Consider the following 23,221-nt stretch of genomic DNA (forward strand, 5'->3'; position numbering starts at 1 on the left):
CGATGACCGACAAGCAACTCACCGTTGCGGAATTGCTGGCCAAAGCTGGCAAGGAAGGCGCAAGTAGCAACCAGCGAACGCGCCGCCGCCGTAGCATCGAAGATGGTGGCGTTACCGTCGCTGAGCTGACCGGGCGTATCCCGAAAGTGGATGCGAAACCCGCCGAAGCCAAGCACTCTAACCAGCCGCTTGATGCCGAGCCCACCCCACCGTCAACAGTGCCGTCGACCGCGCCGGAAACAGCAAAAACCGATGAAGCTGACTTCGGTGCCGAAGCAGGTTACGCTGCACCCCAATCGCACCAGGCGACACCAACCCCCGCGGCAACTCCGACCCCGGAACCGCCGACCCGCAGTGCAACCTTCGGCAGTAATACCGCAGCCGACCTGGAGCAAACCACTCAGTGGTCCATCATCGATAATGAATCACCACAAGACTTCGATGAACCCATCCCGACCTCGCAACCAACCCCAGCGGCACCAGCGGCAGCCAGCGACGCCCCGGTGCCGAAGCCGACGCTGAAACCGGTGATGAAACCCGCCATGAAACCAGCAATGGCGGATCCCGTTGCGGCTGAGCCGACACCGGAAGAAGCAGAACCTGAATCACCAGCGGTCACCTACGTGGTGGTGGGTGAAGAATCCGAGGCGGAACCAGACGTCGCCACGACAGGTGTGACCAAACCTGTGCCGAGCAGCGACGAAACCATCGTGCTGTCCGTCGTTAGCGAAGACGACCCGGTGCGGTTGACCACCGGATCGTTCCCGGTCGTCACCTCCGAGCAGTTCTTTGAAGCGCCAGTCGCCGACCTGGCGAAGAACCCAACCGTGGTTTTCCAAGAAGAAACCCCAGCGCCATCGCCGCTTGACGACGCCGTCGCCCAAGCCATGGAACAAGGACAAGCGGATCGTGATGAACACGGATTCGATGAGCCGGGTCTGGATGAACACGAACTAGAAGAGCTGGAACTTGGCGAACCAGGGCTGGATGATTCCGGCGCAGTTACCGACTACCCGAAGACGGAAGTTATGCCTGCGGCAACCGTGGCTGGTGCCGCGCAGCACGACGACTACGTGGTTGACGGTACGGAGGATACGGAATACTACGACGATGACTTCGCCGAACCACAAGACGGCCAGTACGACGAGTTCTACGAGGACGATGAATACGCCGAGTATCCAGAAACCGGCTATGAGTCTGAGTCGACGTACGATGAGCAATACCTCGACGACGGATACGCGACGGAATACACCGACGAATACGTCGAAGAATACGAAGGCGACGACGCCGTAACCGACGCTCGGGACGAAGCCGATTCCCCGGCGGTCCCTAGCCGCGCCGCAGCCACGATGATCGGCGAGGAAGAAGAACCACTGGAGAAAATGTCGATGATCTCGGTGATCGGCATGGCAATCGCCGGTATCCTCGTCGGCGCCGCACTATTCATCGGATTCCAATACCTTTGGGCGTCGATGGATAAAAAGATCGTTGCGGCCCTGGGCCTAGCAGTCACCATCGCCTTGGTGACGATTGTTCGTGTGATGCGGACCTCCCGCGATGGGCTTTCGATGGCACTAACAGGTTTGGTCGGCTTGGTAATGACATTCGGTCCGCTCATCATTGTCGGTTGGTAGCCGACGCTTGTAACTAACACGCCACTAGCCTCACCTGGTATTTTCCCTTCCCAAACCGACCAGGTGGAACGGCTAGTGGCGTGGTTTTTATTGTTGCGATTTGATTAATAGTTACGGCCGTCGCAGTGTTCGAAGTGCAACAACGCAGCGTTTTTGGCAAGGTTATCCACATGAGTTCTATTGCAGTAATCGGTGGCGGAAAAATCGGCGAGGCGTTAATCGCCGGGCTGATCGCGGGCGGAACCAACCCGAAAAACATTCACGTGACCAATCGATCTGCGAATCGATCACAGTATCTGCGGGAAAAATACGAAGTGGTGACCTTCGACGAGAACGGCCCAGCGGTTGACGGCGTAGACGTGGTATTTGTCTGCGTTAAACCGCAAGCCGTGTTGAAAGTGGTCGACGAAATCGCTGAGGTAATAGATAACAACGACGCAACCACTGTCGTCTCCATGGCGGCGGGTATTACCACCGCTGCTATCGAAGAGGTATTAGCCGCCGGATCCTCCGTCATTCGGGTCATGCCCAATACCCCCATGTTGGTTGGGAAAGGCATGTGTGCCGTCGCATCAGGACGGTTTGTGAAAGATGAGCATCTGGACAAGGTTGTCGAACTACTCGACATGGTCGGTTCGGTGTGCGTGGTATCCGAATCGGATATGGACGCGGTGACTGCACTATCGGGTTCCTCCCCGGCCTATCTCTTCCTCTTTACGGAGGCGATGATCGACGCAGGGGTGAATTTAGGCTTAAGTAGCGAGGCGTCCCGCCTGCTGGCCGTTAACGCCTTCTATGGCGCTGCTGCGATGCTTAAAGAGACCGGCAAGCACCCACAGGCGCTACGGACTGACGTTTCCTCTCCTGGTGGCTCCACAATCGCCGCGCTTCGGGTCCTGGAAGAAAGCGGCATCCGGGCTGCTGTCTACAACGCCACGGAGGCTTGTGCGCGCCGTTCCAAGGAATTGGGTTCAAAAGAAAACGGCTAAAAATAACGACATGTTGATGGCAGAATTTCGGATTTGTGGTTTAAATCACCAACAAATTCGAAATTTTTTATACCCCTACCCGAAACCGGAATACTATTCTATTTCCTGCGCTTTCGTGAAACAACAGGGGTAATTTTCTTTTTCTGAGAGTTATTTTTTGCACACTAGGTCGCACCAGTCACATGTTTCACGCTAAGCTCAATTCAGCACGTGCGTGACCATACTGCGGGAGGGGAAGCCCGCAGCGCGCCACCTGCTGAAGGGTTAGATAAATATGGCTAGAGAAGATAACGGAACCTTCTTAACCGTTGCGGAGGTCGCGGAAATCATGCGCGTCTCCAAAATGACCGTATATCGGTTAGTTCACTCCGGTGAGCTACCTGCGGTGCGCGTGGGACGTAGTTTCCGCGTGCATGAGAAGGCGGTTAACGAATACCTCGACTCTTCCTACTACGAAGTAGGCGAAGTCGGCTAGGTATCACCGTTTACCACTGTTTAACCGGTCAACAGCACCTTCGTCGTGCGCCTCTTACTTGCCAAAGGGGCTCACGACGATGGTGCTGTTTTCAATGTGAGGCTCAAGTGACGGAAGTTGGGGTATGTTTTGTTCCCAGCAACCACGCTCGGTATGATTAGACCCATTCGTGTCAGCACCACGCCCACGCACGGCTAGTTTGCTACGTTTTCGTGGCGGCTGCTTCGCGGGCGAAAGTGCACTTCGACTGCGTGGTGGGCAATGGCTTTGTCGATTGTCTGTTATAAGTTCAAGTCCGTGCGGGCAGCTGACAGGGAAGAAGTACGTACATCTTTCAATTAGGTAAGCGAGGGAAACCGGTATGGGTTCTGTCATTAAGAAGCGCCGTAAGCGCATGTCCAAGAAAAAGCACCGCAAGCTGCTGCGCCGCACCCGAGTTCAGCGTCGTAAACTCGGCAAATAATAGCTTTTACAACAACCGCCACCCTCACTCAACACCATTGCGCAAGAGGGTGGCGGTTGTTGTATGTTCGGGATTTTTCTATCGCTAAAAAGATGTTTTGGCGTTTTACGAGGGGCAAGTCCTAGCTGGTTTCCAAGCGTGGTTAGCTGAGAAGTACCTAGCCACGCTTTTGATTGTGTTATTGGCTGCAATATTGCCAAAAGCTTTCCTCCGTCATTTCTTGTTGATCTATTCTAGGAGCAAGTTTTATGACAGAGGGTGAAGGTAAGAAATGGCCACGCGAGTAGGCGTTTATTTCGATGGGTTCAATGTTTACTACGGAGGGAGAAATTTATTTAAAGGTAGTTCAATCCAGTGGAAGTGGTACTCGCCTCGTGGTTTAGCAGAATACGTAGTCGATTTTGTTCGAAAGGCTCCGTGTTATTCCAGCGCCCAACCGATTGGGGAAGAGTAAAATACCTAATGCTTGGAAAGGAATTTGACCTATCTCGATGTATGCAGTAAAATCCCCTTCCATAATTCCCCCGTCCTCTTCGGAGGCGGGTTTTTTATTTTAATACCATCACTAAACGTGGTAATTCGGCAGTTACGCCCAGGACCGCCCGTTACGCTGACTCGTTGGGGGAGCGTCGAAAAGCTTTCCAGCTAAACACGGCAGTGGCCAGTGCTGGAAGTCCGAACGTGCGGATTGCTTTGCGCAGGCTGCGGTAGTCGTGGATTTCCCAGCCCCGGCGTTTGGCCTCTTTGCTCAGCTGCCGATCCGGGTTAATGGCAACAGCGGTGCCCACCATAGAAAGCATTGGGATGTCATTGATGGAATCTGAATAGGCGGTGCAGCGCGAAAGGTCGAGTTTTTCCATCGTTGCTAAGGCGGCGACCGCGTGACGTTTACCGGGGCCGTGCAGGATGTCGCCCACCAGGCGGCCGGTGAACAGCCCGTCTTTGACCTCAGCGACGGTTCCAAGGGCACCGGTGAAGCCGAGCCGTTTCGCCAGGATCTGGCCGAGTTGGACCGGGGTGGCGGACACGAGCCAAACTTGGTCACCCGCCGCGATGTGTTTGTCGGCCAGTTGCTTGGTGCCGGGCCACAGTTTGTCACTCATGTGGGTATCGACGATCTCTTCGCACAGGTCGACGAGTTCGGCAACGCTGCGGCCTTTGATGAATTCCAAGGCTTGTTCCCGGCCCTCGGCGACGTCTTCGGCGTTTTCAGCGCCGGTGACCCGGAATTTTAGCTGCTTCCAGGCGACCGGGATGATATCGCCAAGCGAAATATACCGACGTCGGGCTAGCCCCAACGCGAAAACGATGAGTGAGGACCCTTGGATCAACGTGTTGTCCACGTCGAAGAACGCGGCTGCGCCGGAGCTCGGAATATTCGATGACGGGATGTTCAGGTGGGTGGAGTCGGCGGCCTCATACGAGCCGGAAACGGAGTCAAGCCCGGCGGTGAAATCTTTAAGGTCGAGGCCGAAAAGCTCACTGGCGGCCATGGCGGCGGCAGCTTCACCGGCTTTCTGCTGGGTGCTGTCGTCGATGGGTGGTAGGGCGCGTTCTTCGAAGAATCGTCGTAGGTTTCCTCGGGTGCTGCTCCAGCTCGCCAGGAAGTCCTCTGGCCGTTCATGCCAGGTGGGTTCACGTTCAGACACGTTGACGACGAAACCTTTCTCATAATGCGCGGATAATGACTAGCGGTTAACGTTCCTGCGGCACGGGTGAAACGTGTTGTGCGTTAGGGCAGGTGACTTGAAACCGGTAGCCTTTATTCATGGTAGTCCGTGATTCTAGTCGGTGCTTTAGCGGTCGGGCTACCACTACTTAGGTCGTGTCAGAAGCGGCGGCTCACGTGGCATTACGGCGATTTTGGTCATGGGGAACAGCCCTGACGTGATTGCTGAACGAAGGAGGACGATGTGGCGGAAATGGTGGAATTGATGGTGCGGAAAACCTGCGGTTCTTGTGACCGGGTGCGGGAGCAGATTAAAGACGTGATCGCCCAAGCGGGGGTGGAATTTCGGGTATGCGATGTAGACGAAGATCCGCAATTGCAGGTGGAATTTGGCGACCGGGTGCCGGTCGTGGTGATCGATGGGGAAGAATTCGCATGTTGGGAGGTTGATAACGCCGAGTTAGCCAATGCTTTGTTGTGAACTCACCTACCCCCGGCTACGGTGATATGAATCAGAGTAACGTCCAATTTTCAACCAAAAGTTTGAGGCTGGGCTGTTAATCTTCAATCAGGTACCTGGATATGGGTGGAATGTAGTGATCCAACATGAGGTCTTAGATCGCTGCCGGTTGGGTGTTGACCGGCGGTTTTTAAGACGGAAAGCGGTGAAAACGGCGTGAGTGTTTTGGTAGTGGGTATGTCCCACCGCTCAGCCCCAGTGGCACTGCTGGAGAAGCTGAGCATGGATGGGGATGCGAAGACCCACACGGCGGCCGAATTGATCAATCGGCCTTCGCTTTCCGAGGCGATGATTGTCTCAACCTGCAATCGGTTTGAGGTGTATTGCACCACCTCAAGTTTCCACACCGGAGTGTCGGATGTGGTGGATGTTTTGCATCGCAAGAGCGGGGTTTCGGTGGAAACTCTACGGGGGTGTTTATATGTGCGTTACGCAGATGCGGCGGCGGAACACCTCATGGTAGTGGCCGCAGGCATGGATTCGATGGTGGTGGGGGAGCAACAAATCATCGGCCAGGTACGTACCGCCTACCAGCAAGCCACCGACGCCGGCACGGTGGGGCCAAAGCTGCACAGCCTGGTGCAGGCAGCACTACACACCGGGAAGCGGGTGCATACCGAAACAGACATTGATACCGCAGGCGTGTCCATGGTGTCCTTCGCCTTCGACGAGGCGATTGCCCAGCTAGGGCAGGTAGATTCCCGGCGGCCATTCGCGGGACGTACCGCGCTAGTTTTAGGGGCAGGCGCAATGGCTTCGTTGGCGGCCACGCAATTGGGCCGGTTGGGCATCGACGAACTGGTTGTCGCAAACCGCACCCGTGAGCGCGCCGAACGCTTGGCAGAACACGCACGCGAGGCGGGGGTTGCCGCCCGGGTGGTGGATTTCGCGGATCGGCGGTCGGCGTTGGCTGAGGTGGACATCGCGGTTTCGGCGACCGGTGCCCAGAATTTCACGATCACCCGCCCTGACATTCCAGCAGGGCATTCGCTTATGTTGATTGATTTGTCGATGCCACGCGACATCGATGATGCTGTGACGGAGGGGACTATGGCGACCTTGGTAAATATTGAACGACTGCACGCTATTCGACGCGAAGACCAAGGCAGCGACGGGGCGGCGTTGCGGATCGTCGCCGAAGAACTGGCGGAATACAGCTCAGCCCAGCGAGTCAAGGATGTGGCCCCGGCGGTGACCGCGTTACGACGCCACGCGGCAGAACTGATCGATACCGAGCTCATGCGGCTGCAAGGCCGCACCCCCGACATGGCCGACGCAGAGTTCGCGGAGGTGGCAAACACCGTGCGCCGGGTGGTGGATAAGCTCTTGCACCAGCCGACGGTGCGGGTGAAGAAACTCGCCGCTGAATCCGGCGTGGTCAGCTACGAATCCGCCCTGCAAGAACTATTCGGCTTGACCGGCGAGAACCAATCGGTCCGGGTGGAGCTTAGCGAGTTGCCCGATGCTGCGAGTCTGGCCGCAGAAACCACGACGGCCGCCAATACCAGCATCGAGACGCTACGGCCGCAGCACGAAACCCAAGGAGTGTAGTTTCCCATGTCCCAACTCGCTATCGGCACCCGCGGCAGTTTACTGGCCACCACCCAGTCCGGGCACGTGCGGGATGCGCTCGCCGCGAATGGATATAAGGCGCAGCTGCATATCGTCACCACGGTGGGGGATGTAAATATGGCGCCAGTAGAGCGCATCGGAGTGGGGGTGTTCACCCAGGCGCTGCGGGATGCGCTCATGAACAGGGAATGTGACATAGCGGTGCACTCCTTTAAAGATCTGCCCACCGCAGCAGACCCCCGATTCACACTCATTGTTCCCAAGCGCGCCGATATGCGCGACTGCCTCATCGCCCGTGACGGAATGACATTGGCGCAGTTGCCACCCGGCGCGGTGATCGGAACCGGCGCGCCGCGCCGCATCGCGCAGTTAAAGGCGTTGCGTCCGGATATTGTCACCCGTCCGCTGCGGGGGAATATTGACACCCGCATGGCAAAGGTGACATCCGGCGAGCTGGACGCGGTGGTGTTGGCGTATGCGGGGCTTAGTCGGGTGGGCCGCGCGGAGGCGGCCTCGGAGGTTTTTGACCCGACTGTGTTTGTTCCCGCACCGGCGCAGGGTGCGTTGGCGGTGGAGTGCCGGGCAGATGATGATCTGGCACGCGCCGCCATCGAGTCGATTGCTGATCCGGAAGCGATGACATGCGCGATGGCAGAACGGGTGGTTCTTAATCGGCTGGAAGCTGGGTGCAGCGCCCCCGTCGCCGCCTTTTCGACGATTGACGCTGGCCAGCTGCATGTGACCGGCGCGGTGGTCTCGTTGGACGGCCAGGTGGTGCTGACCGCAACGGAAACCGGGTTGCCGGATCAGTCGGTCGCCGTAGGTGAAGCGGTGGCGCAGGCGTTGGTGGACCAAGGCGCAGCGGCCATTGTGGGCTGACGGCGGGTAACCAGGAGTTGGTCAATGTACAACCCACACACGGGGTCACCGGCAGATCCCACCCGGATGGATAAACCGCTGTCGGGTTGGCAGGTGGTGGTTCCCCGGGCGCGGCACCAAGCGCAGCAGATGGTTGCGCTGTTGGAAGCCGCTGGTGCGACGGCGGTAGTGGTTCCCACCATTGAGATCGCGCCGCCGATCGATGAAACGCCGATGCAGCAGGCCGTCTCCGATCTCATTGCCGGGGAATTTGAGTGGCTGATTCTAACCAGCAGCAATGCGGTGGCGGCGCTGAAGCGCTACGTTGAGCAGGCGGCTGAGAACCAACAAGCAAGCCCAAGTGAGCTTATAGCGCAGATTAATCGCGCTACCCAGGTGGCGGTGGTGGGGCGAAAAACCGCGCAGGCTGCGCGGGACCTGGGGCTGCAACCAGCGCTGAGCCCGCCGGTGACCGAGCAAAACGCGACGGGTGTCGTCGCCGTTTTCCCCACGGCGGATTTCGGCGGTGCCGGGGACGGTCGGCGCGTATTGCTGCCCCGGGCGGACATCGCCACCGACGTGGTGGCCACCGGTATCGCGGCACGCGGGTGGCAGGTGACAGATGTGATCGCCTATCGCACCGTGGCCGCGCCACCCCCGCCGCCGGAGGTCATCGCGGCGGTACGCGGCGGCGCGATCGATGCGATCTGTGTCACCAGTGGCTCTACCATTCGGAACCTGGTGGCGGCGACCGGGAAACCTCATCCTGACACCATCATCGCGTGCATCGGGCCGATGGCCGCGGCGGCGTGTGCTGAATGCGGGGTGCGGGTGGACATCGTGCCGGAGATCGCCGAAGTACCAGCGCTTATCGACGCCCTGGCCACGGCGGCGCGTAACCGGTAGACGTCGAAAAGCACCTGCTAATTGGCTAAAGTGACAGCCATACGGAAAGGAAGCACCCCCATGAGTTTTCAGCCCCCACTACGCCGCCCCCGCAGGCTGCGCGCCACGTCTGCCATCCGCGATATGGTCGCCGAAACCCGACTCCACGCCAGCGACTTCATCTACCCGCTGTTTATCGCCGATGGGATCGCAAGCCCCCGCGAGATTTCCTCCATGCCCGGCCAATACCAACACACCCTCGATTCGCTGAACAGTATCGTCGCCGACGCCATCGACGCTGGCATCCGGTGCGTCGATCTTTTCGGGGTGCCGAAACCTGAAGACAAAGACGCGGAAGGAAGCCACGCTTGGCGGCCGGACGGGATTCTTAACCGGGCGATCCGGAAGCTGCGGGAAACCTTCGGCGACGATATCCTCATCATGGCCGATACCTGCCTCGACGAATTCACCGACCATGGCCACTGCGGGGTACTCACTACCACCGCACGCGGCGAAACTGTGGTCGACAACGACGCCACCATCGGCTACTACCAAAAAATGGCCTGCGCCCAAGCCGACGCCGGGGCGCATATTGTGAGCCCATCGGGCATGATGGACGGCCAAATCCGCGCCATCCGCAGCGCATTAGACGAAGCCGGGCACCACGACGTCGCCATCATGGCGTACTCCGCCAAATACGCATCCGCCTTTTACGGCCCGTTCCGCGACGCGGTCGGCTCCTCCCTCGACGGCGACCGGCGCACCTACCAGCAAAACCCAGCCAACATCCGGGAATCCCTGCTGGAAGTCCAATTAGACATCGACGAAGGCGCAGATTTTGTCATGGTTAAACCCGCCATGCCGTATCTCGACGTACTCACGCAGGTGGCACACACCTCTACCGTCCCCGTTGCCGCCTATCAAGTCTCCGGCGAATACGCCATGCTGCACGCCGCCGCCCGCGCCGGCTGGCTGGATTTGGAAGCCACTATGATGGAATCGCTCATCTCCATTAAACGCGCCGGGGCGAACCATATTCTCACCTATTTCGCCCTCGATGCCGCCCGGCACCTTGCCACCAACCACAAGTAACGAACTATTGTTTGTTAGGCTCAGAAGAAAAACACCCACGACGCAGTGTAAGGAAACGACAGCTCGGTGACCCTACCCACAACACAATCCGCACAAGGCCAGTCAACGCCCAAACCCGCCTCGGTCAACCTGGCGGTAAAACTCTGGGCGCTGATTATCGCGTGCGAAGGAATTCACCAGATCGCCAACATAGTCATGGGGTTCTACAGCCGCGATCAACGAGCCGCAATGTACAAAGAAGCCCTCAAAAGCGCCGGTAACCAGCCCATCCCCAGCGACGACCTGGTCCGCACCTTCTTCACCGTAACTGTTTTCGCAGTGGGGCTGATCGCGTTATTGATCCTGGTGGGGGTTGCGTTTCTCGTGCGCAGCTTCAACAAGCCAGGAGGTAACGCCACGGTGGCGCGCCGGGTTTTGGGGTATTTCGGTCTGTATTTTTCCATTCGACTGATTTTGGTGTTCTTCACCGAACCGGTCAGTTCGGTGCCGGTTCAGCTGTTCGCTTTTGACGGCAGCATACAAATCTTGACCGGTGTCATCGCTGCAGCAGCAGTGATTTTCGCCGGACGGGAAGAGTCTTTAACCTGGGTAGGGGAGACACCACTGGGCGCACCATCATCGAAAACGCCACCGAGGCGGCGTCGATAAGCGGCAGGAATAGGCGAGGAGAACCTTACAATATGGCCCAGGACACCACCCGGGGTGCTGGTGATTCAACCGCAAACGTAACCCCAGCCACGCAACCCGAAATACCACCTGCACATAACGCCGTTCCGGGCGGGGGAGCTATGCCCAAAGCGAATATCGAAGCCACAAATAACCTGGTAACCAATGCGATTACTGCAGCCAAGGACGCCGCGAAAAGCGCTGGCATTAACCTGGCCATCAACCCACACCAGGATCCGGACGAAGCCGCAGCGGAGGCCATCCATATCGGGCGCACCTCCTTTGCCTTCGAACTCGACGGCCTGGAAAGTGCAGCCGCAGTAGGCGAGCTGGAAGAGGCGCTGAATGAATTACCCGGCGTCGACGCCCGCATCGTCTACACCTCCAAGATGGCGTGGATCACCGCGCGACGCACGATCGACATTTCCGTCATCGAGGAAGTCTTCCGGCGATTCGATATCGACGCCACCCTGACCGATTCCTCGCTTAGGCGTCGCATGGCGTGGGCCGATGTGGAAGAAGGGCGCTACAACCGCTCCCGGCAACGCCACCGCAGGCGGCGGTATTCGGCCACCCGTACCTCCGCCCGCAGGCAGGTGATGGAAGAAGACCGCGCCCTGGAAATAGCGCGCAAAGCAGGCTTTTTGGACGGCGCGGAAGCGAAAGTCGAACACACCGAACCTACCGATGTGCTTTTTACCGCCCGTAATCTTTTGACCAAACGGCGGCTGATTATCACTGTTTTGTTTAGTCTGCCGGTGGTTGTTATCAGCTATATCCCACAGGCGCAGTTCGACTGGTGGCAGTGGGTGATTGCCGCGTTGGCATTGCCAGTGGTCACCTACGGCGCCTACCCCTTCCACCGGGCGCTTATTGGCGGATTGCGGCGCGGAATGTCAGCGCTCGACGGTGCAAGCTCGCTGGCGATCCTCTTGGCATATATTTGGTCAGTCGCGTTGATGATCGCCACACCTGTCGGCGATAGGGGGTACCGGGCGGAATCAGAACTGGTTGGTATCGACCCGGTGTCCTTCGAGGACGGGGCGCTGTTTTTCGACGTCGCCTGCGTCATGACGGTTTTCTTGGTGGCAGGCCGGATCTTTAGCCGCAAGGCGCGCACCAATCTGGTGGATCAATTAGCTGCCTACAAACCAGCGCCGAACAGCACCGCCACCTTGGTATCAAAAATCAGGAAGACCGGGCAAATATCCGAAAAGGAAGTGCCCATTCAGAAACTCAACGTCGGCGACGACATCATCGTCCCGCCGCTGAGCATCATCCCGGTTGATGGCGTGGTCATCGGCGGGTCATCAGTGTTAAATGCCACCGCGCTGGGGATCGGAAACATCACGGCAAAAGTCAACGCCAAGGTGTACGCCGGGTGTATCAACGGCGACAAAGCGCTCAAAATTCGGGTGGTGTCCACCGGGCACCGAACCTGGTTAGCGGCCGTCAGCCGGTGGGTGTGGCTATCGTCGATGCAGCAACACCATCTTGATGCGCTCGCCACGAAAACCGCTTCGTTCCTGGTGCCAATGGCGTTGATTATCGCCGCCATGGATTTTGCCGTGTGGGCGCTGTTTACGGGCAATATCAACCAAGCATTCGCCACCAGCCTGGCGGTATTGGGCTGCGTTGCGCCGGTGGCGCTGGCGGTTTCGGCATCGGTGGCGATGCGCCACGGCATTGAAAACGCCGCCCGGAAAGGCGTTTTGCTGCGCGACGCCGCCACCGTTCGGCAATTAGACCGAGTGGATGCGATCATCTTCAACCGGGTAGGTGCGCTCAGCGAAGGGGAAATGACGGTGGAAACCGTCACCGCCGATCGCGGCGAAAACCCTGACCTGGTGCTGCGGGTGGCCGGGGCGCTGACCCTGGAATCGGATCACCCGGTCTCACGCGCCTTGGTGCGTGCCGCCCGGGAATCCCGCGACGCCTCTTCCGATACTTCCATCCCCGGCTGGATCGAAGTCAGCCACGTGGAAATAGACGAGCTGGGCAGCTTCACCGGCATGGTGGAAATCCCGGTGGCCGACTCAGATGGGCATGTAGAAATGCGCAACGTCGAGGCGAAACTCTGGCGGCCCCGTAACCTATCCGACCTCCAAGGCCGCCTGGCGGCTGCCGCGGTATCCGGCGGCACCCCGTTGGTGGTGCGGTGGAAAGGCAAAGACCGTGGCGTTATCACCCTGCACGATGAGGCAAAGGCGGATGCCACCCAGTCGGTGGACGAATTGGAATCGATGGGCATTGAGACGATGATGCTCAGCCGGGATACCTATCCGGTGGCTCGTAGGTATGGGGACACGGTGGGGGTCTCCCACGTTTTGGCTGGTATCCAGCCGGGGCAGAAGGAACAGACTGTTCGTAGCGTGCATAATCACGGGTCGATCGTGGCGATGGTGGGTGACGAGTCGGTGGAGCATTGTTTCCGGGTGGCCGATATCGGGGTGATGGTGGGCGCCATGTCCAGCCTGTCTAGTCCCGCCGCCTTGGAAGGAACCGCCGCCGACGTTGTGCTCCTGGACAATAAGACCAGCCCGATCCCGTGGCTGTTCTCCGGCGCGCGCCGCATGGCCCGATTGATTAATACGAATTTCCTCCTTGCCTGGGTATATAACGGTGTGGCGATCGTCGCCGCCTGCTTGGGTATTCTGCACCCGATGCTGGCCACGGTGTTGATGTTGGCCTCATCATTGGTGATCGAATTCCGTTCCCGGTTGTCGAGGACCTTCTAAAAGCGGTATTCGCGAGCTTGCTTGTAGCCAAAGGCAGTGGGTTCTGCCTGCTGCCGTCGACGCCCACCTGTGAATTGGTCTGGGGGATACAGCGAGCATCTAGTGTAATGAACTGGTTTTTTACTGTGTGGGCGTAGCTTTTTGCAGTAGTTATGCCAAAGCCTGGTTTTGCATATCCCATTGTGAAACAGTGGCTAGTGCCGTAGCCAAGTTCCAACTCGACCTATTCGCCTTTCACGCCACGAATTGAACTGCCACACCACGCAAAGGTCGAGTCGGCACAAGGATTCTGCGCTCATGACCCGGCTAGCTGTGGATTTGTCTTATCCGACCCCACATTCAGCACTGATGTTTTGTTAGGCAGAACTTTCTCAAGTGGCATTTGTGAGCGCACTCGTAGCTGCGACAAATGGTGTACGACTCGTGCTTGTCGACGCCCGCCTGGATGGCGTGGCCCGTCGGGTGTAGTGGGGGAGTGCGGTACAGGGTGTAACAAAGGTTGAGCTTGCTTTCCAAAAGTTGGATAACCCGGCATACTTTTGGCTATGTTTTCTTCGTCTGATTTCCACCACATAACCATCAGCCCTAGCCCCAACCGCCGATTATTGCCACAAGCACCGCTTAATATGGTTGCGGCTGCCACCCCGGAACAGGGGAGTATCCGGCCACCCCGGCGACCCGTGTGGTTTATGCGCCAAGCTGGGCGTTCCCTACCGGAATACCGTCAGGTGCGCCGAGGGGTGGACATGTTGGACTCGTGTTTTATGCCGGAATTATTGGCGGAGATCACCCTGCAGCCCGTAAGAAGGCACGACGTGGATGCAGCGATCTTGTTCTCGGACATCGTTGTTCCCCTTAAGGCGGCGGGGGTGGCTGTGGATATTGTTCCTGGTCGCGGCCCAGTAATGGCGCAGCCTATCCGGGACGCCAGCGATGTGGCGGGCTTGCCGATCTTAAACGACGATGTGCCGGAGGTGGCCAAGGGCATTGAGATTATTCTGGCGGAGCTGACTGAGCACCAATCGTTGATCGGGTTTGCGGGCGCGCCGTTTACCTTGGCCAGCTATTTAGTTGAGGGGGGCCCGTCGCGCAATCATGAGAAAACCAAGGCCATGATGCACGCCGACCCGAAGCTTTGGCATGCCCTCATGTCGAAATTAACGCACAGCATCATTAGGTTTTTGCAGGTCCAGATCGATGCCGGGATCGATGCGATGCAATTATTCGATTCCTGGGCGGGGTGTTTAACCACGCGCGATTACCAGGAGTTCGTCCTGCCGTATTCCAGCCAGATTCTGAGCGCGGTGGTGGCTTCCGGCATCCCCCGGATTCACTTCGGGGTGGGAACCGGCGAGCTTTTACCGGCGATGAGCACAGCTGGTTCCGAGGTTATGGGCGTGGATTGGCGGGTGCCGTTGGATACGGCGGCTCGCCGAATCGCGGCCGTTTCCGGCCCTAAGGTGCTGCAGGGGAATCTCGATCCCGCCATGTTGTTTGCCGGTGATGATGTGATGCGGGCGGAAATATCGCGCATTTGCGGCGAAGCGGATGCCGCCATTGCCGAGGGTAACGCGGTCGGGCATATTTTCAATCTGGGGCATGGGGTATTGCCGGAAACCGATCCTGATGCGATTACTCGCGCGGTGGCGATGATCCACGAATACTGACCGGGGAAAGACTACACTTAAGACTCTTTATTGGCGCGGTTTACACACAAGAGGAATTATGCGAATAGCCATCATTGGTGCGGGGCTGGCGGGACTTACCGCAGCTTGGCAGATTCATGCCTTAAATCCCGATGCGAAGGTAGATGTTTTTGAGGCCACCGACCGGATCGGCGGCAAGCTCTATACCGTTGCGTTTACGGCAGGGCCCACCGACATGGGTGCGGAAGCCTACCTTGCGTACCGTACGGACGCGACGGAGTTTTTTACCGAACTGGGCTTAGGCGAAAGCCTGGTGGCACCTTCCGGTTTGCCGTCACAGATCTACTCCGGCGGCGCATGCCACGAATTACCCAAAGACACGGTGATGGGGATCCCAAACGATGCTGCGGCAGTCGCCTCGCTTGTCGACGCCGCCACCGCCGATCGCATCACCGCCGAAGCTGCCGCGCCGCCGCTTGAGTGGGTGGCGGGCGAAACCGACCTGACCGTTGGTGAATTAGTCCGGCAGCGATTCGGCGACCAGGTGGCCGACCGGATTGTCTCCGCATTACAAGGCGGGGTGTATTCCGCAACGGCGGATGACCTGGGGCTTAGGGCAACCCTGCCGCAGGTGGCGCAGGCGCTCGACGCATTAGCCGCCGCCGATAAGCCTGTGACATTATCCGCTGCGGTGAACGGGCTGGTGACCGCCCGCAAAACGCGGGCCAAAGGCTATAACCCGCAGGTGTTTTCGACCTTTGCCAATGGTTATGCCGAATTGTATGAAACCCTGGCGGAACAATCCCAAGCCCGGATACACATCGACGCATTCATTTCTGCGGTGACTCGAACCCCGAATGGGTTCTCGCTGACCGGGGCGGGTGACGGCGAGTATGACCACGTCATTTTCGCCACCCCGGCGCCAACAACCGCGATGCTGTTGAAAACAATCGCCCCGGATGCCGTCGCGCCCCTGAAATCCATCCAATTGGCCTCCAGCGTGGTCGTTGGCATGAAGTTCGCCGATGCCACCGGGTTGCCGGATTATTCCGGAATACTGGTGGCCGCCGATGAGAAAGACATCACCGCTAAAGCCTTTACCTTTGCTTCGAAGAAATGGCCGCACCTTGGCGCACGCGGCGGGGGATTGGTGCGGGCTTCCTTCGGCAGGTTCGGCGACGACGCCATAACCCGCGCCGACGAGGATTTTCTGGTCGACCGCGCCCTGGACGATTTGCACACGATCACTGGTTTCGACGGCCGCGCCGCCGGGTTGGACGAAATCTACGTGCAGCGCTGGTTCGGCGGGTTGCCGGTATTTTCCCAATCCCACCTCGATACCGTTGCCGCCGTAACATCGGTCATTGACCACACACCGGGCGTATCGGTGACCGGTGCGTGGTGCGCCGGGGTAGGGGTTCCGGCGGTGATCGAACACGCCCGTGCGACCGCCCGCAGTGTTGTATCCGGTGCCGGTGACCCCACAAGCTAACTTATCTCACGAAAAGCGAGTGATTTTCTCATGACTGATACCACCTATAACGACGCTTTAACCTCGTCGAATAGTGCCCGTTCGGCGGAATTAATGGTGCGGGCGAAAGCCAGCATACCCGGTGGGGTCAATTCCCCGGTGCGGGCGTTTGGTTCGGTGGGCGGAACAGCCCGGTTTATCGCAAGGGCGTCCGGTTCCCGGCTGACCGATGTCGACGGCAATGAATACGTCGACCTGGTGAATTCCTGGGGGCCGATGATTCTGGGAAACGCCCACCCGGAGATACTGGCGGCGGTATCGGAAGCCATGTCTCGTGGTCTGTCCTTCGGCGCACCCACCGAGGCGGAAATCGAACTGGCGGAGCTGATTATCGCTCGCACCAGCGTGGAGGAAATCCGCATGGTCAATTCCGGCACGGAGGCCACCATGTCGGCGGTGCGGCTAGCGCGCGGTTTCACGGGTCGGCCCAAGATCATCAAATTCGACGGCTGCTACCACGGTCACGTTGATGCGCTGCTTGCGGCCGCAGGCTCCGGGGTGGCCACCTTCGCGCTGCCGGATTCACCGGGTGTCACCGGTGCCAGCGCCGCCGATACTATCGTGGTGCCCTACAACGACCTTGACGCCGTTAAACAGGCATTTGCGGATCACCCCGGTCAGATCGCCGCGGTTATCGCCGAGGCCGCCGCCGGCAATATGGGCGCGGTCGCCCCCCGCGATGGGTTCAACGCCGCGCTCAAGACGGTCTGCCACGCGAACGGCGCGTTACTTATCCTCGATGAGGTCATGACCGGGTTCCGTACCTCCTATTCCGGCTGGTACGGAATAGACCACGTGGCGGGCGACTTAACCACCTTCGGTAAGGTCATGTCCGGCGGGTTGCCCGCGGCGGCCTTCGGTGGGCGCAAAGACATCATGGAGTACCTCGCCCCGGCCGGGCCGGTGTATCAAGCGGGCACCCTATCCGGCAATCCGGTGGCGATGGCTGCGGGTAAGAAATCGCTGGAGCTTGCCACCGAAGATGTCTACGACGTGGTGCGTGCAAACGCTGACACGGTGGCGGGCCTTATCCACGACGCGCTTTCCCAGCACGGGGTGGCGCACCACATCCAACGGGCGACAACCATGTTCTCCATCCGGTTCGCGCCGGAGGCTGGCTATAATTTCGCCGACATGAAAGCGGCCGACACCTTCCGCTACGCGCCGTTTTTCCACGCCCTGCTCGATCATGGGGTCTATGCGCCGCCGAGCGTATTTGAAACCTGGTTCGTCTCCGCAGCGCTTAGCGACGATGATTTCGACCGCATTGAAAAAGCGCTGCAACCAGCGGCCCAGGCGGCAGCCCGGGCGACCGCGAACCCAACCGGTTAATCGCCCATCTCACCAAAGCCCGAAAAAGCGGGGTTTTTGCCTAAACCACGGTAAATTCGTTGACGTACTATTTTTCGTTTTCTGGAAGGTTCCATGAGCACCACCATCATTCACCTGGTTCGCCACGGCGAGGTCTATAACCCCGACCGGATTTTATATGGGCGTATCCCGGACTATCATTTGTCGGCTCGGGGCGAATCTATGGCGGCAAAAACCGCCCAGGCCTTCATCGGCCACGACGTGGCACTGGTGAAAAGCTCGCCGCTGGAACGTGCCCAAGAAACCGCTGCCCCCATCGCCGAGGTCACCGGCTGCGAGGTCGTCATCGACGACCGCTTGCTGGAAGCAGGCAATCGCTTCGAGGGGCTCCGGGTGCGCTCGTGGCGTTCCCAACTATGGAACCCGGTGCGCTGGCCACTCATGTGGAATCCCGCGTTGCCCAGCTGGGGCGAGTATTACATCGACATTGCCGACCGCATGATGGCCGCCATCGCGGACGTCCGCACCCAGGTTGCTGGCCGGGAGGCGGTATTGGTGTCGCACCAATTGCCGATCGTCTGCGTGCAGCGCACGGTGCTGGGTAAAAGCCTGGCGCACAACCCAGCTACCCGGGTGTGCGACCTCGCCAGCGTGACGTCATTGGTCTTCGACGGCGCAGATTTAGTAGATTACCGCTATAGCGAACCAGCGCAGGATATTTAAAAGGTTCTAGATACACTATGGCTTTTCGACGACCCCACCTCGCAGCCACCGCAGCGGCACTGCTCATCACGGTTGCCGTAACCGGATGCAGCGCGGACGACACCGCCGGTAAAAACGCCGTCGCCGTCGGCGGCACTTTCCAATTCCATTCACCAGGCGGCGAAACCGTTATCACCTACCCGGAGGACGAACGCGGCGTCATCGGTGATGTCAGCGGGCCATCGTTAGCCTCCGACACCGAGACCATTTCGCTGTCTGAGTACGACGGGAAAATCGTCGTACTCAACGCCTGGGGCCAGTGGTGTGGACCCTGCCGCACCGAAGTGGACGACCTCCAAGAAGTCCACGAATATCTGGAGAAAACCGGCGGCAGCGTCATCGGTATTAACGTGCGGGACACAAAGGCCATCGCCCACGACTTCATGGTGGATAACGGTTTAACCTACCCAAGCATCTACGATCCGCCGTTCAAACTAGCCGCACAATTAGGCGGCCTGCCCGCAGCGGTCATCCCCACCACCGTCGTGCTGGACAAACAACACCGGCCGGCCGCGGTGTTCCTCAAGGAAATCACCGCAGCGGAACTCCTCGAAACCATCAAGACCATAGAAAGCAACTAAGGTGAACGCCTGATCGTGTGGGACATAAGCGCAAACATCAGTGACACCTTCGTCACCGCCATCACCAGCGGCCCACTGCTGTTGGGCTTTTTCGCCGCAGCGGTGGCAGGCTTAGTTTCCTTCGCCAGCCCCTGCGTTGTACCGCTGGTGCCTGGCTATTTAAGCTACCTGGCCGGCGTCGTCGGCGGCGAAACCATAACCGACGATACACACGGAGTCATCGTCGCCCGCCGCAGCCGGTGGCGGGTCGCCGGTGCCGCCCTGCTATTCATCGCCGGATTCACCGTAGTATTCCTCCTCGCCACCGTCACCGCCTTCGGGGCAATCAGCGCGCTCGCCCTAAGCAGCGAGACCCTGACCCTGGTCGGCGGCATCATCACGATCATCATGGGATTGGTATTCATGGGGGCGATACCACTTTTGCAAACCACCACCCGATTTTCCCCGCAAAAATGGTCCACCTGGCTTGGTGCCCCACTGCTCGGCGGCGTATTCGCACTCGGCTGGACCCCCTGCTTAGGGCCCACCCTCGCTGCGATCATCTCCATCTCGGCGGGCACCGAAGGCACAACCGCCGCCCGGGGTGCGATCCTCATCATCGGGTACTGCCTTGGCCTAGGGTTGCCCTTCCTCCTGGTCGCCTTCGGCTCCGCCGCCGCACTGACCGGAATCGACTTCCTCCGCAAGCATTCCCGCACCCTCCAGATCATCGGCGGAATCGCCCTCGTCCTCGTCGGCCTGGCACTGGTTACTGGAATATGGGCCGACTTCATCAACTGGATACGACTCATTACCCTAGACTTTGGAACCCCGGCGATCTAACCGCGCACCGGGGGACGTCGAAAAGCAAAACCGCTTAAGGAACAAACCGTGAACTATCTCATCGCAGCGCCGAAAAAAGCCTGGCACTGGCTCACCAGCATGCGCACCGCACTCGTTCTGCTGTTCCTACTCGCACTCGGCGCCATCCCCGGCGCCCTGCTGCCGCAACGCGCGCTGAATGCCGACAACGTCGCCGACTACATCGAAAACAACGGCAAACTCGCCGAAATCTACGACAAACTACAATTCTTCGACGTATTCAGCTCCACCTGGTTCAACGCAATCACCGTACTGCTTTTCGTCTCGCTCATCGGCTGCATCTTGCCGCGCAGCTGGGACCACTACAAAGCACTAAAAACCCCGCCGGTTCGGGCACCGAAAAACCTCAACCGGCTCCCGCACCACGGCAGCGGCACCGTTAATAAACCCATCGCCGAAGTGGAAAAAACCATCGCCGCCACTTTCAGCGGCTGGAACCTCGCCAGCTATCAACCGTCCGAGGACCGCGCCGGGCTGCGTTCCTTCGCCGCCGAAAAGGGCTATCTGCGGGAATTGTTCAACCTGCTGTTCCACCTGGGATTGGTAGGGATGCTCGCCGCAATCGCGATTGGCCGCCTGGTGTATTACGAAGGGCAAGTCATCGTCATCGCCAGCGATAAGCCTGAGGTCAATTCGCAATTCTGTAACACCGCCACCGCCAACTTCGACTCCTTCCGCGCCGGATTGCTTTTCGACGGCACCGGGCTGAACACCTACTGCATCGACGCGCACAACTTCTCCGCCGATTACCTGCCCAACGGCCAAGCCGAAAGCTTCCAATCGGAGGTGTCCTATGCGATCGGCGATGCCATTAATTCTGACCCAACCACCTGGGACAACTACACGCTTCGGGTCAACCATCCGCTTCGAATCGCGGGCGACCGGGTCTACCTCCAAGGTCACGGCTTCGCCCCTACCTTCACCATCACCTGGCCGGACGGAACCACCCGCAGCCAAACCGTGCAATTCCGGCCCGATGATCTTACCTTCTTCCTGTCGTCAGGCGTCATGCGCTTCGACCCGCCCGCCGGGCTCTACCCGGAGCTATTCGACCGACGCCAGAATCAGCTAACTATCCAAGGACTATTCGCACCCACCGCCGCCTGGAGCGGGGAAAACAATGAGTTATTGTCCTCCTCCTACCCGGCCATGCGTGACCCGGCAGTCGCTATCGACGTCTACCGGGGCGATCACGGCCTGGATGCCGGTACCAGCCAATCGATCTTTAATATTGACCCCACCCTCATTCACACCGGCCAATTACAAAAAATTAGTCGTGTGAACCTACTTGTCGGCGAATCAGTCACGCTTGACGACGGCACCACCATCCGCTTCGACGGCGCGGAAGAATTCGCCAACTACCAGATCTCCTATGACCCCACCCAAATCTGGGTGCTGGGCTTCACCGCGCTTTCCTTACTCAGCCTGGTCGGTTCGCTCGTGGTCAAACGCCGCCGCATCTGGGTTCGTATCAAGCCGATCTCCGAGACCGAAACCTACATCGAAACCGCTGGATTAGCCCGCACCGACCGGGCAGGCTGGGGCGAAGAATACGAAGAAATCCACCGGATTCTCCTCGACCTGCCAGAGCCCGATGACGACGAAGAATAACCCGCGTAGTGGTGGGGGAGAGTGCTGCCTTAACTTCTAATAAAACAGATGCGATGGTACCCGTCTCTTTTCAAAACTGAAAAGGTGAAACTGAGTATTGACGTGGTTTTATACTAGTTTTCGAATCTTTTGCCAAAAATCTTGGTGTATCTCAGGTTTATAACAAAGGAAGTCGAGCAGTAGATGCTGATCACCAATAAGCCTTCGTGGTCTAAGAGTTCAATTCACAAATTAGGTAAAAAGATGCGGGATGGTGAAGAGTATGATGTTGAGCTTTGGGAAACGTTCATTGGTCATCATTCGTGCTTTCTTGAAGCATTGCTCGGCATAATGATGGCTAGAGCCGCATCGTTAAATTTTGACGCAGCAAACGTAAGCGAAATAAAACCTGGTACGCGGCAATACTTTCTAACTGGGCGCGTTAAAACCAGACTGACGACTATAGAGAAATTACGCCGTATGGGCACAACTCCGCTGGAAAATATTCAGGACATTACCGGGTTACGTTTTGACTGCGATATGAATCTTCAAGAGCAATCAGATATAGCAACGTACTTTAAAGAAGTTTTCCTTGAATTAGGGGCAAAGAAGGTAGATATTCGAGACCTACGAGAAGACCCACATCGTGGCTATCGGGCTATTCATCTGCGCATATTTTGCGAAGCGGGCAATGCAGAGTTACAAGTTCGGACAGCTTTACAGGCTAAATGGGCGAACTTATATGAGCTCATGGGTGATATATTTGGCAGGGAGATTCGTTATCTTCAGGTTGAAGAGTTATCTGAAGAAATAAGAACTTCGGCTGAGATGGCCCAACAGCTTTCGGATTTAATATACGACAGTGAAGCGCGAAACTCTGCTTATGAAAATCGGGGCAAACTGCTGTTTATCTATGAAAAGGTAGATGGTATAGTAAGGCAACTGGCTATGCATCGTAACCAAGCGCATATACACTAAAAGAAAGATTACAAGGTGGTTGACTAAAATGAGCGCATTTTTGATTGAATACCATCGCATGGGTGGCAACGTAACGGTGCAACTATTTGATTCTTTGAGTGAGGCGACGAGGGCTCGAATTCTCCGAGAGCGCCAAATTGATGAGGAACAGGTAGAAGTTGTTGTCATTGCTGCTGCAAATGAAGAAGAGCTTCGAGGATCCCACTCACGATATTTTATGGCTGCGTGACATCGCGGGGAATAAAGAAACATACTTACGCTTAATAGCCATATGTGGTAATTAGTCGTTGATATATGCGTTCGGGAATTCCTGGCTTCTGCGCTAATTTGTCCCTTAACCCCCGAATTCATCAAAATACGCAATGAGCATTGGCACTTAAAGCTCAGTGGCCGGTCTACA

21 protein-coding genes are annotated in these 23,221 nt (G+C 58.0%); 20 read left to right on the forward strand and 1 reads right to left on the reverse strand.

Annotated features, from left to right (window positions below):
- Window positions 1–2 precede the first annotated feature (2 nt).
- The 4 genes from Q4D85_RS09325 to Q4D85_RS09340 all read left to right on the forward strand — a co-directional run bounded on the left by Q4D85_RS09325 (window position 3) and on the right by Q4D85_RS09340 (window position 3,561).
- Window positions 3–1,634 (forward strand): hypothetical protein, encoded by a 1,632-nt coding sequence (locus Q4D85_RS09325; protein WP_303199931.1) that lies wholly within the window; start codon window positions 3–5, stop codon window positions 1,632–1,634.
- A 170-nt stretch (window positions 1,635–1,804) separates the two neighbouring features.
- Complete coding sequence (gene proC, locus Q4D85_RS09330) at window positions 1,805–2,623, forward strand: pyrroline-5-carboxylate reductase (RefSeq protein ID WP_303199933.1); 819 nt, start codon at window positions 1,805–1,807, stop codon at window positions 2,621–2,623.
- A 274-nt stretch (window positions 2,624–2,897) separates the two neighbouring features.
- Window positions 2,898–3,098: a helix-turn-helix domain-containing protein gene (locus Q4D85_RS09335; protein ID WP_047261056.1), complete on the forward strand. Its 201-nt coding sequence runs from the start codon at window positions 2,898–2,900 to the stop codon at window positions 3,096–3,098.
- Between the two features lie 361 nt (window positions 3,099–3,459).
- A complete protein-coding gene (locus tag Q4D85_RS09340; RefSeq protein WP_003402602.1) occupies window positions 3,460–3,561 on the forward strand; it encodes an AURKAIP1/COX24 domain-containing protein in 102 nt (33 codons plus the stop codon).
- A 605-nt stretch (window positions 3,562–4,166) separates the two neighbouring features.
- Here the strand turns inward: Q4D85_RS09340 and Q4D85_RS09345 are convergent.
- Entirely contained in the window at window positions 4,167–5,210 is a 1,044-nt protein-coding gene (locus Q4D85_RS09345) for an HAD-IB family hydrolase (RefSeq protein WP_303199935.1), read from the reverse strand.
- Between the two features lie 273 nt (window positions 5,211–5,483).
- Here Q4D85_RS09345 and Q4D85_RS09350 point away from each other — a divergent pair, with 273 nt between their 5' ends.
- The 16 genes from Q4D85_RS09350 to Q4D85_RS09425 all read left to right on the forward strand — a co-directional run bounded on the left by Q4D85_RS09350 (window position 5,484) and on the right by Q4D85_RS09425 (window position 23,050).
- Window positions 5,484–5,711, forward strand: coding sequence for a glutaredoxin family protein (locus Q4D85_RS09350; RefSeq protein ID WP_303199975.1), 228 nt, complete (start codon window positions 5,484–5,486; stop codon window positions 5,709–5,711).
- Window positions 5,712–5,906: 195 nt separating this feature from the next.
- Entirely contained in the window at window positions 5,907–7,301 is a 1,395-nt protein-coding gene (locus Q4D85_RS09355; RefSeq protein ID WP_303199937.1) for a glutamyl-tRNA reductase, read from the forward strand.
- Between the two features lie 6 nt (window positions 7,302–7,307).
- Window positions 7,308–8,201: a hydroxymethylbilane synthase gene (gene hemC, locus Q4D85_RS09360; protein WP_303199939.1), complete on the forward strand. Its 894-nt coding sequence runs from the start codon at window positions 7,308–7,310 to the stop codon at window positions 8,199–8,201.
- A 24-nt stretch (window positions 8,202–8,225) separates the two neighbouring features.
- The gene (locus Q4D85_RS09365) at window positions 8,226–9,086 is read left to right on the forward strand and encodes a uroporphyrinogen-III synthase (protein ID WP_303199941.1); all 861 of its coding nucleotides are present in this window, start codon (window positions 8,226–8,228) and stop codon (window positions 9,084–9,086) included.
- 60 nt (window positions 9,087–9,146) lie between these two features.
- A complete protein-coding gene (gene hemB / locus Q4D85_RS09370) occupies window positions 9,147–10,157 on the forward strand; it encodes a porphobilinogen synthase (protein WP_303199943.1) in 1,011 nt (336 codons plus the stop codon).
- A gap of 66 nt (window positions 10,158–10,223) precedes the next feature.
- Window positions 10,224–10,805: a hypothetical protein gene (locus Q4D85_RS09375; protein ID WP_303199944.1), complete on the forward strand. Its 582-nt coding sequence runs from the start codon at window positions 10,224–10,226 to the stop codon at window positions 10,803–10,805.
- A gap of 140 nt (window positions 10,806–10,945) precedes the next feature.
- Window positions 10,946–13,561: a cation-translocating P-type ATPase gene (locus Q4D85_RS09380; RefSeq protein ID WP_303199976.1), complete on the forward strand. Its 2,616-nt coding sequence runs from the start codon at window positions 10,946–10,948 to the stop codon at window positions 13,559–13,561.
- Between the two features lie 626 nt (window positions 13,562–14,187).
- Window positions 14,188–15,228: a uroporphyrinogen decarboxylase gene (gene hemE / locus Q4D85_RS09385; RefSeq protein ID WP_303199977.1), complete on the forward strand. Its 1,041-nt coding sequence runs from the start codon at window positions 14,188–14,190 to the stop codon at window positions 15,226–15,228.
- Window positions 15,229–15,286: 58 nt separating this feature from the next.
- Window positions 15,287–16,699, forward strand: coding sequence for a protoporphyrinogen oxidase (locus Q4D85_RS09390; protein WP_303199945.1), 1,413 nt, complete (start codon window positions 15,287–15,289; stop codon window positions 16,697–16,699).
- A 30-nt stretch (window positions 16,700–16,729) separates the two neighbouring features.
- Entirely contained in the window at window positions 16,730–18,070 is a 1,341-nt protein-coding gene (hemL, locus tag Q4D85_RS09395; protein WP_303199946.1) for a glutamate-1-semialdehyde 2,1-aminomutase, read from the forward strand.
- A gap of 93 nt (window positions 18,071–18,163) precedes the next feature.
- The gene (locus tag Q4D85_RS09400) at window positions 18,164–18,772 is read left to right on the forward strand and encodes a histidine phosphatase family protein (protein ID WP_303199947.1); all 609 of its coding nucleotides are present in this window, start codon (window positions 18,164–18,166) and stop codon (window positions 18,770–18,772) included.
- A gap of 17 nt (window positions 18,773–18,789) precedes the next feature.
- The gene (locus tag Q4D85_RS09405) at window positions 18,790–19,392 is read left to right on the forward strand and encodes a TlpA disulfide reductase family protein (protein ID WP_303199949.1); all 603 of its coding nucleotides are present in this window, start codon (window positions 18,790–18,792) and stop codon (window positions 19,390–19,392) included.
- A gap of 12 nt (window positions 19,393–19,404) precedes the next feature.
- Complete coding sequence (locus Q4D85_RS09410; RefSeq protein ID WP_303199978.1) at window positions 19,405–20,214, forward strand: cytochrome c biogenesis CcdA family protein; 810 nt, start codon at window positions 19,405–19,407, stop codon at window positions 20,212–20,214.
- Between the two features lie 99 nt (window positions 20,215–20,313).
- Window positions 20,314–21,864 carry a cytochrome c biogenesis protein ResB gene (locus tag Q4D85_RS09415; protein WP_303199980.1) on the forward strand — a complete coding sequence of 517 codons (1,551 nt, stop codon included), beginning with the start codon at window positions 20,314–20,316 and terminating at the stop codon, window positions 21,862–21,864.
- A gap of 183 nt (window positions 21,865–22,047) precedes the next feature.
- Window positions 22,048–22,821 carry a hypothetical protein gene (locus tag Q4D85_RS09420; RefSeq protein WP_303199951.1) on the forward strand — a complete coding sequence of 258 codons (774 nt, stop codon included), beginning with the start codon at window positions 22,048–22,050 and terminating at the stop codon, window positions 22,819–22,821.
- 28 nt (window positions 22,822–22,849) lie between these two features.
- On the forward strand, window positions 22,850–23,050 hold the full coding sequence (locus Q4D85_RS09425) for a hypothetical protein (protein WP_047261068.1): 201 nt from the start codon (window positions 22,850–22,852) through the stop codon (window positions 23,048–23,050).
- The last annotated feature ends 171 nt before the right edge of the window (window positions 23,051–23,221 follow it).

Origin of the sequence: Corynebacterium sp. (assembly GCF_030532965.1) — a bacterium.
Lineage (GTDB): Bacteria > Actinomycetota > Actinomycetes > Mycobacteriales > Mycobacteriaceae > Corynebacterium.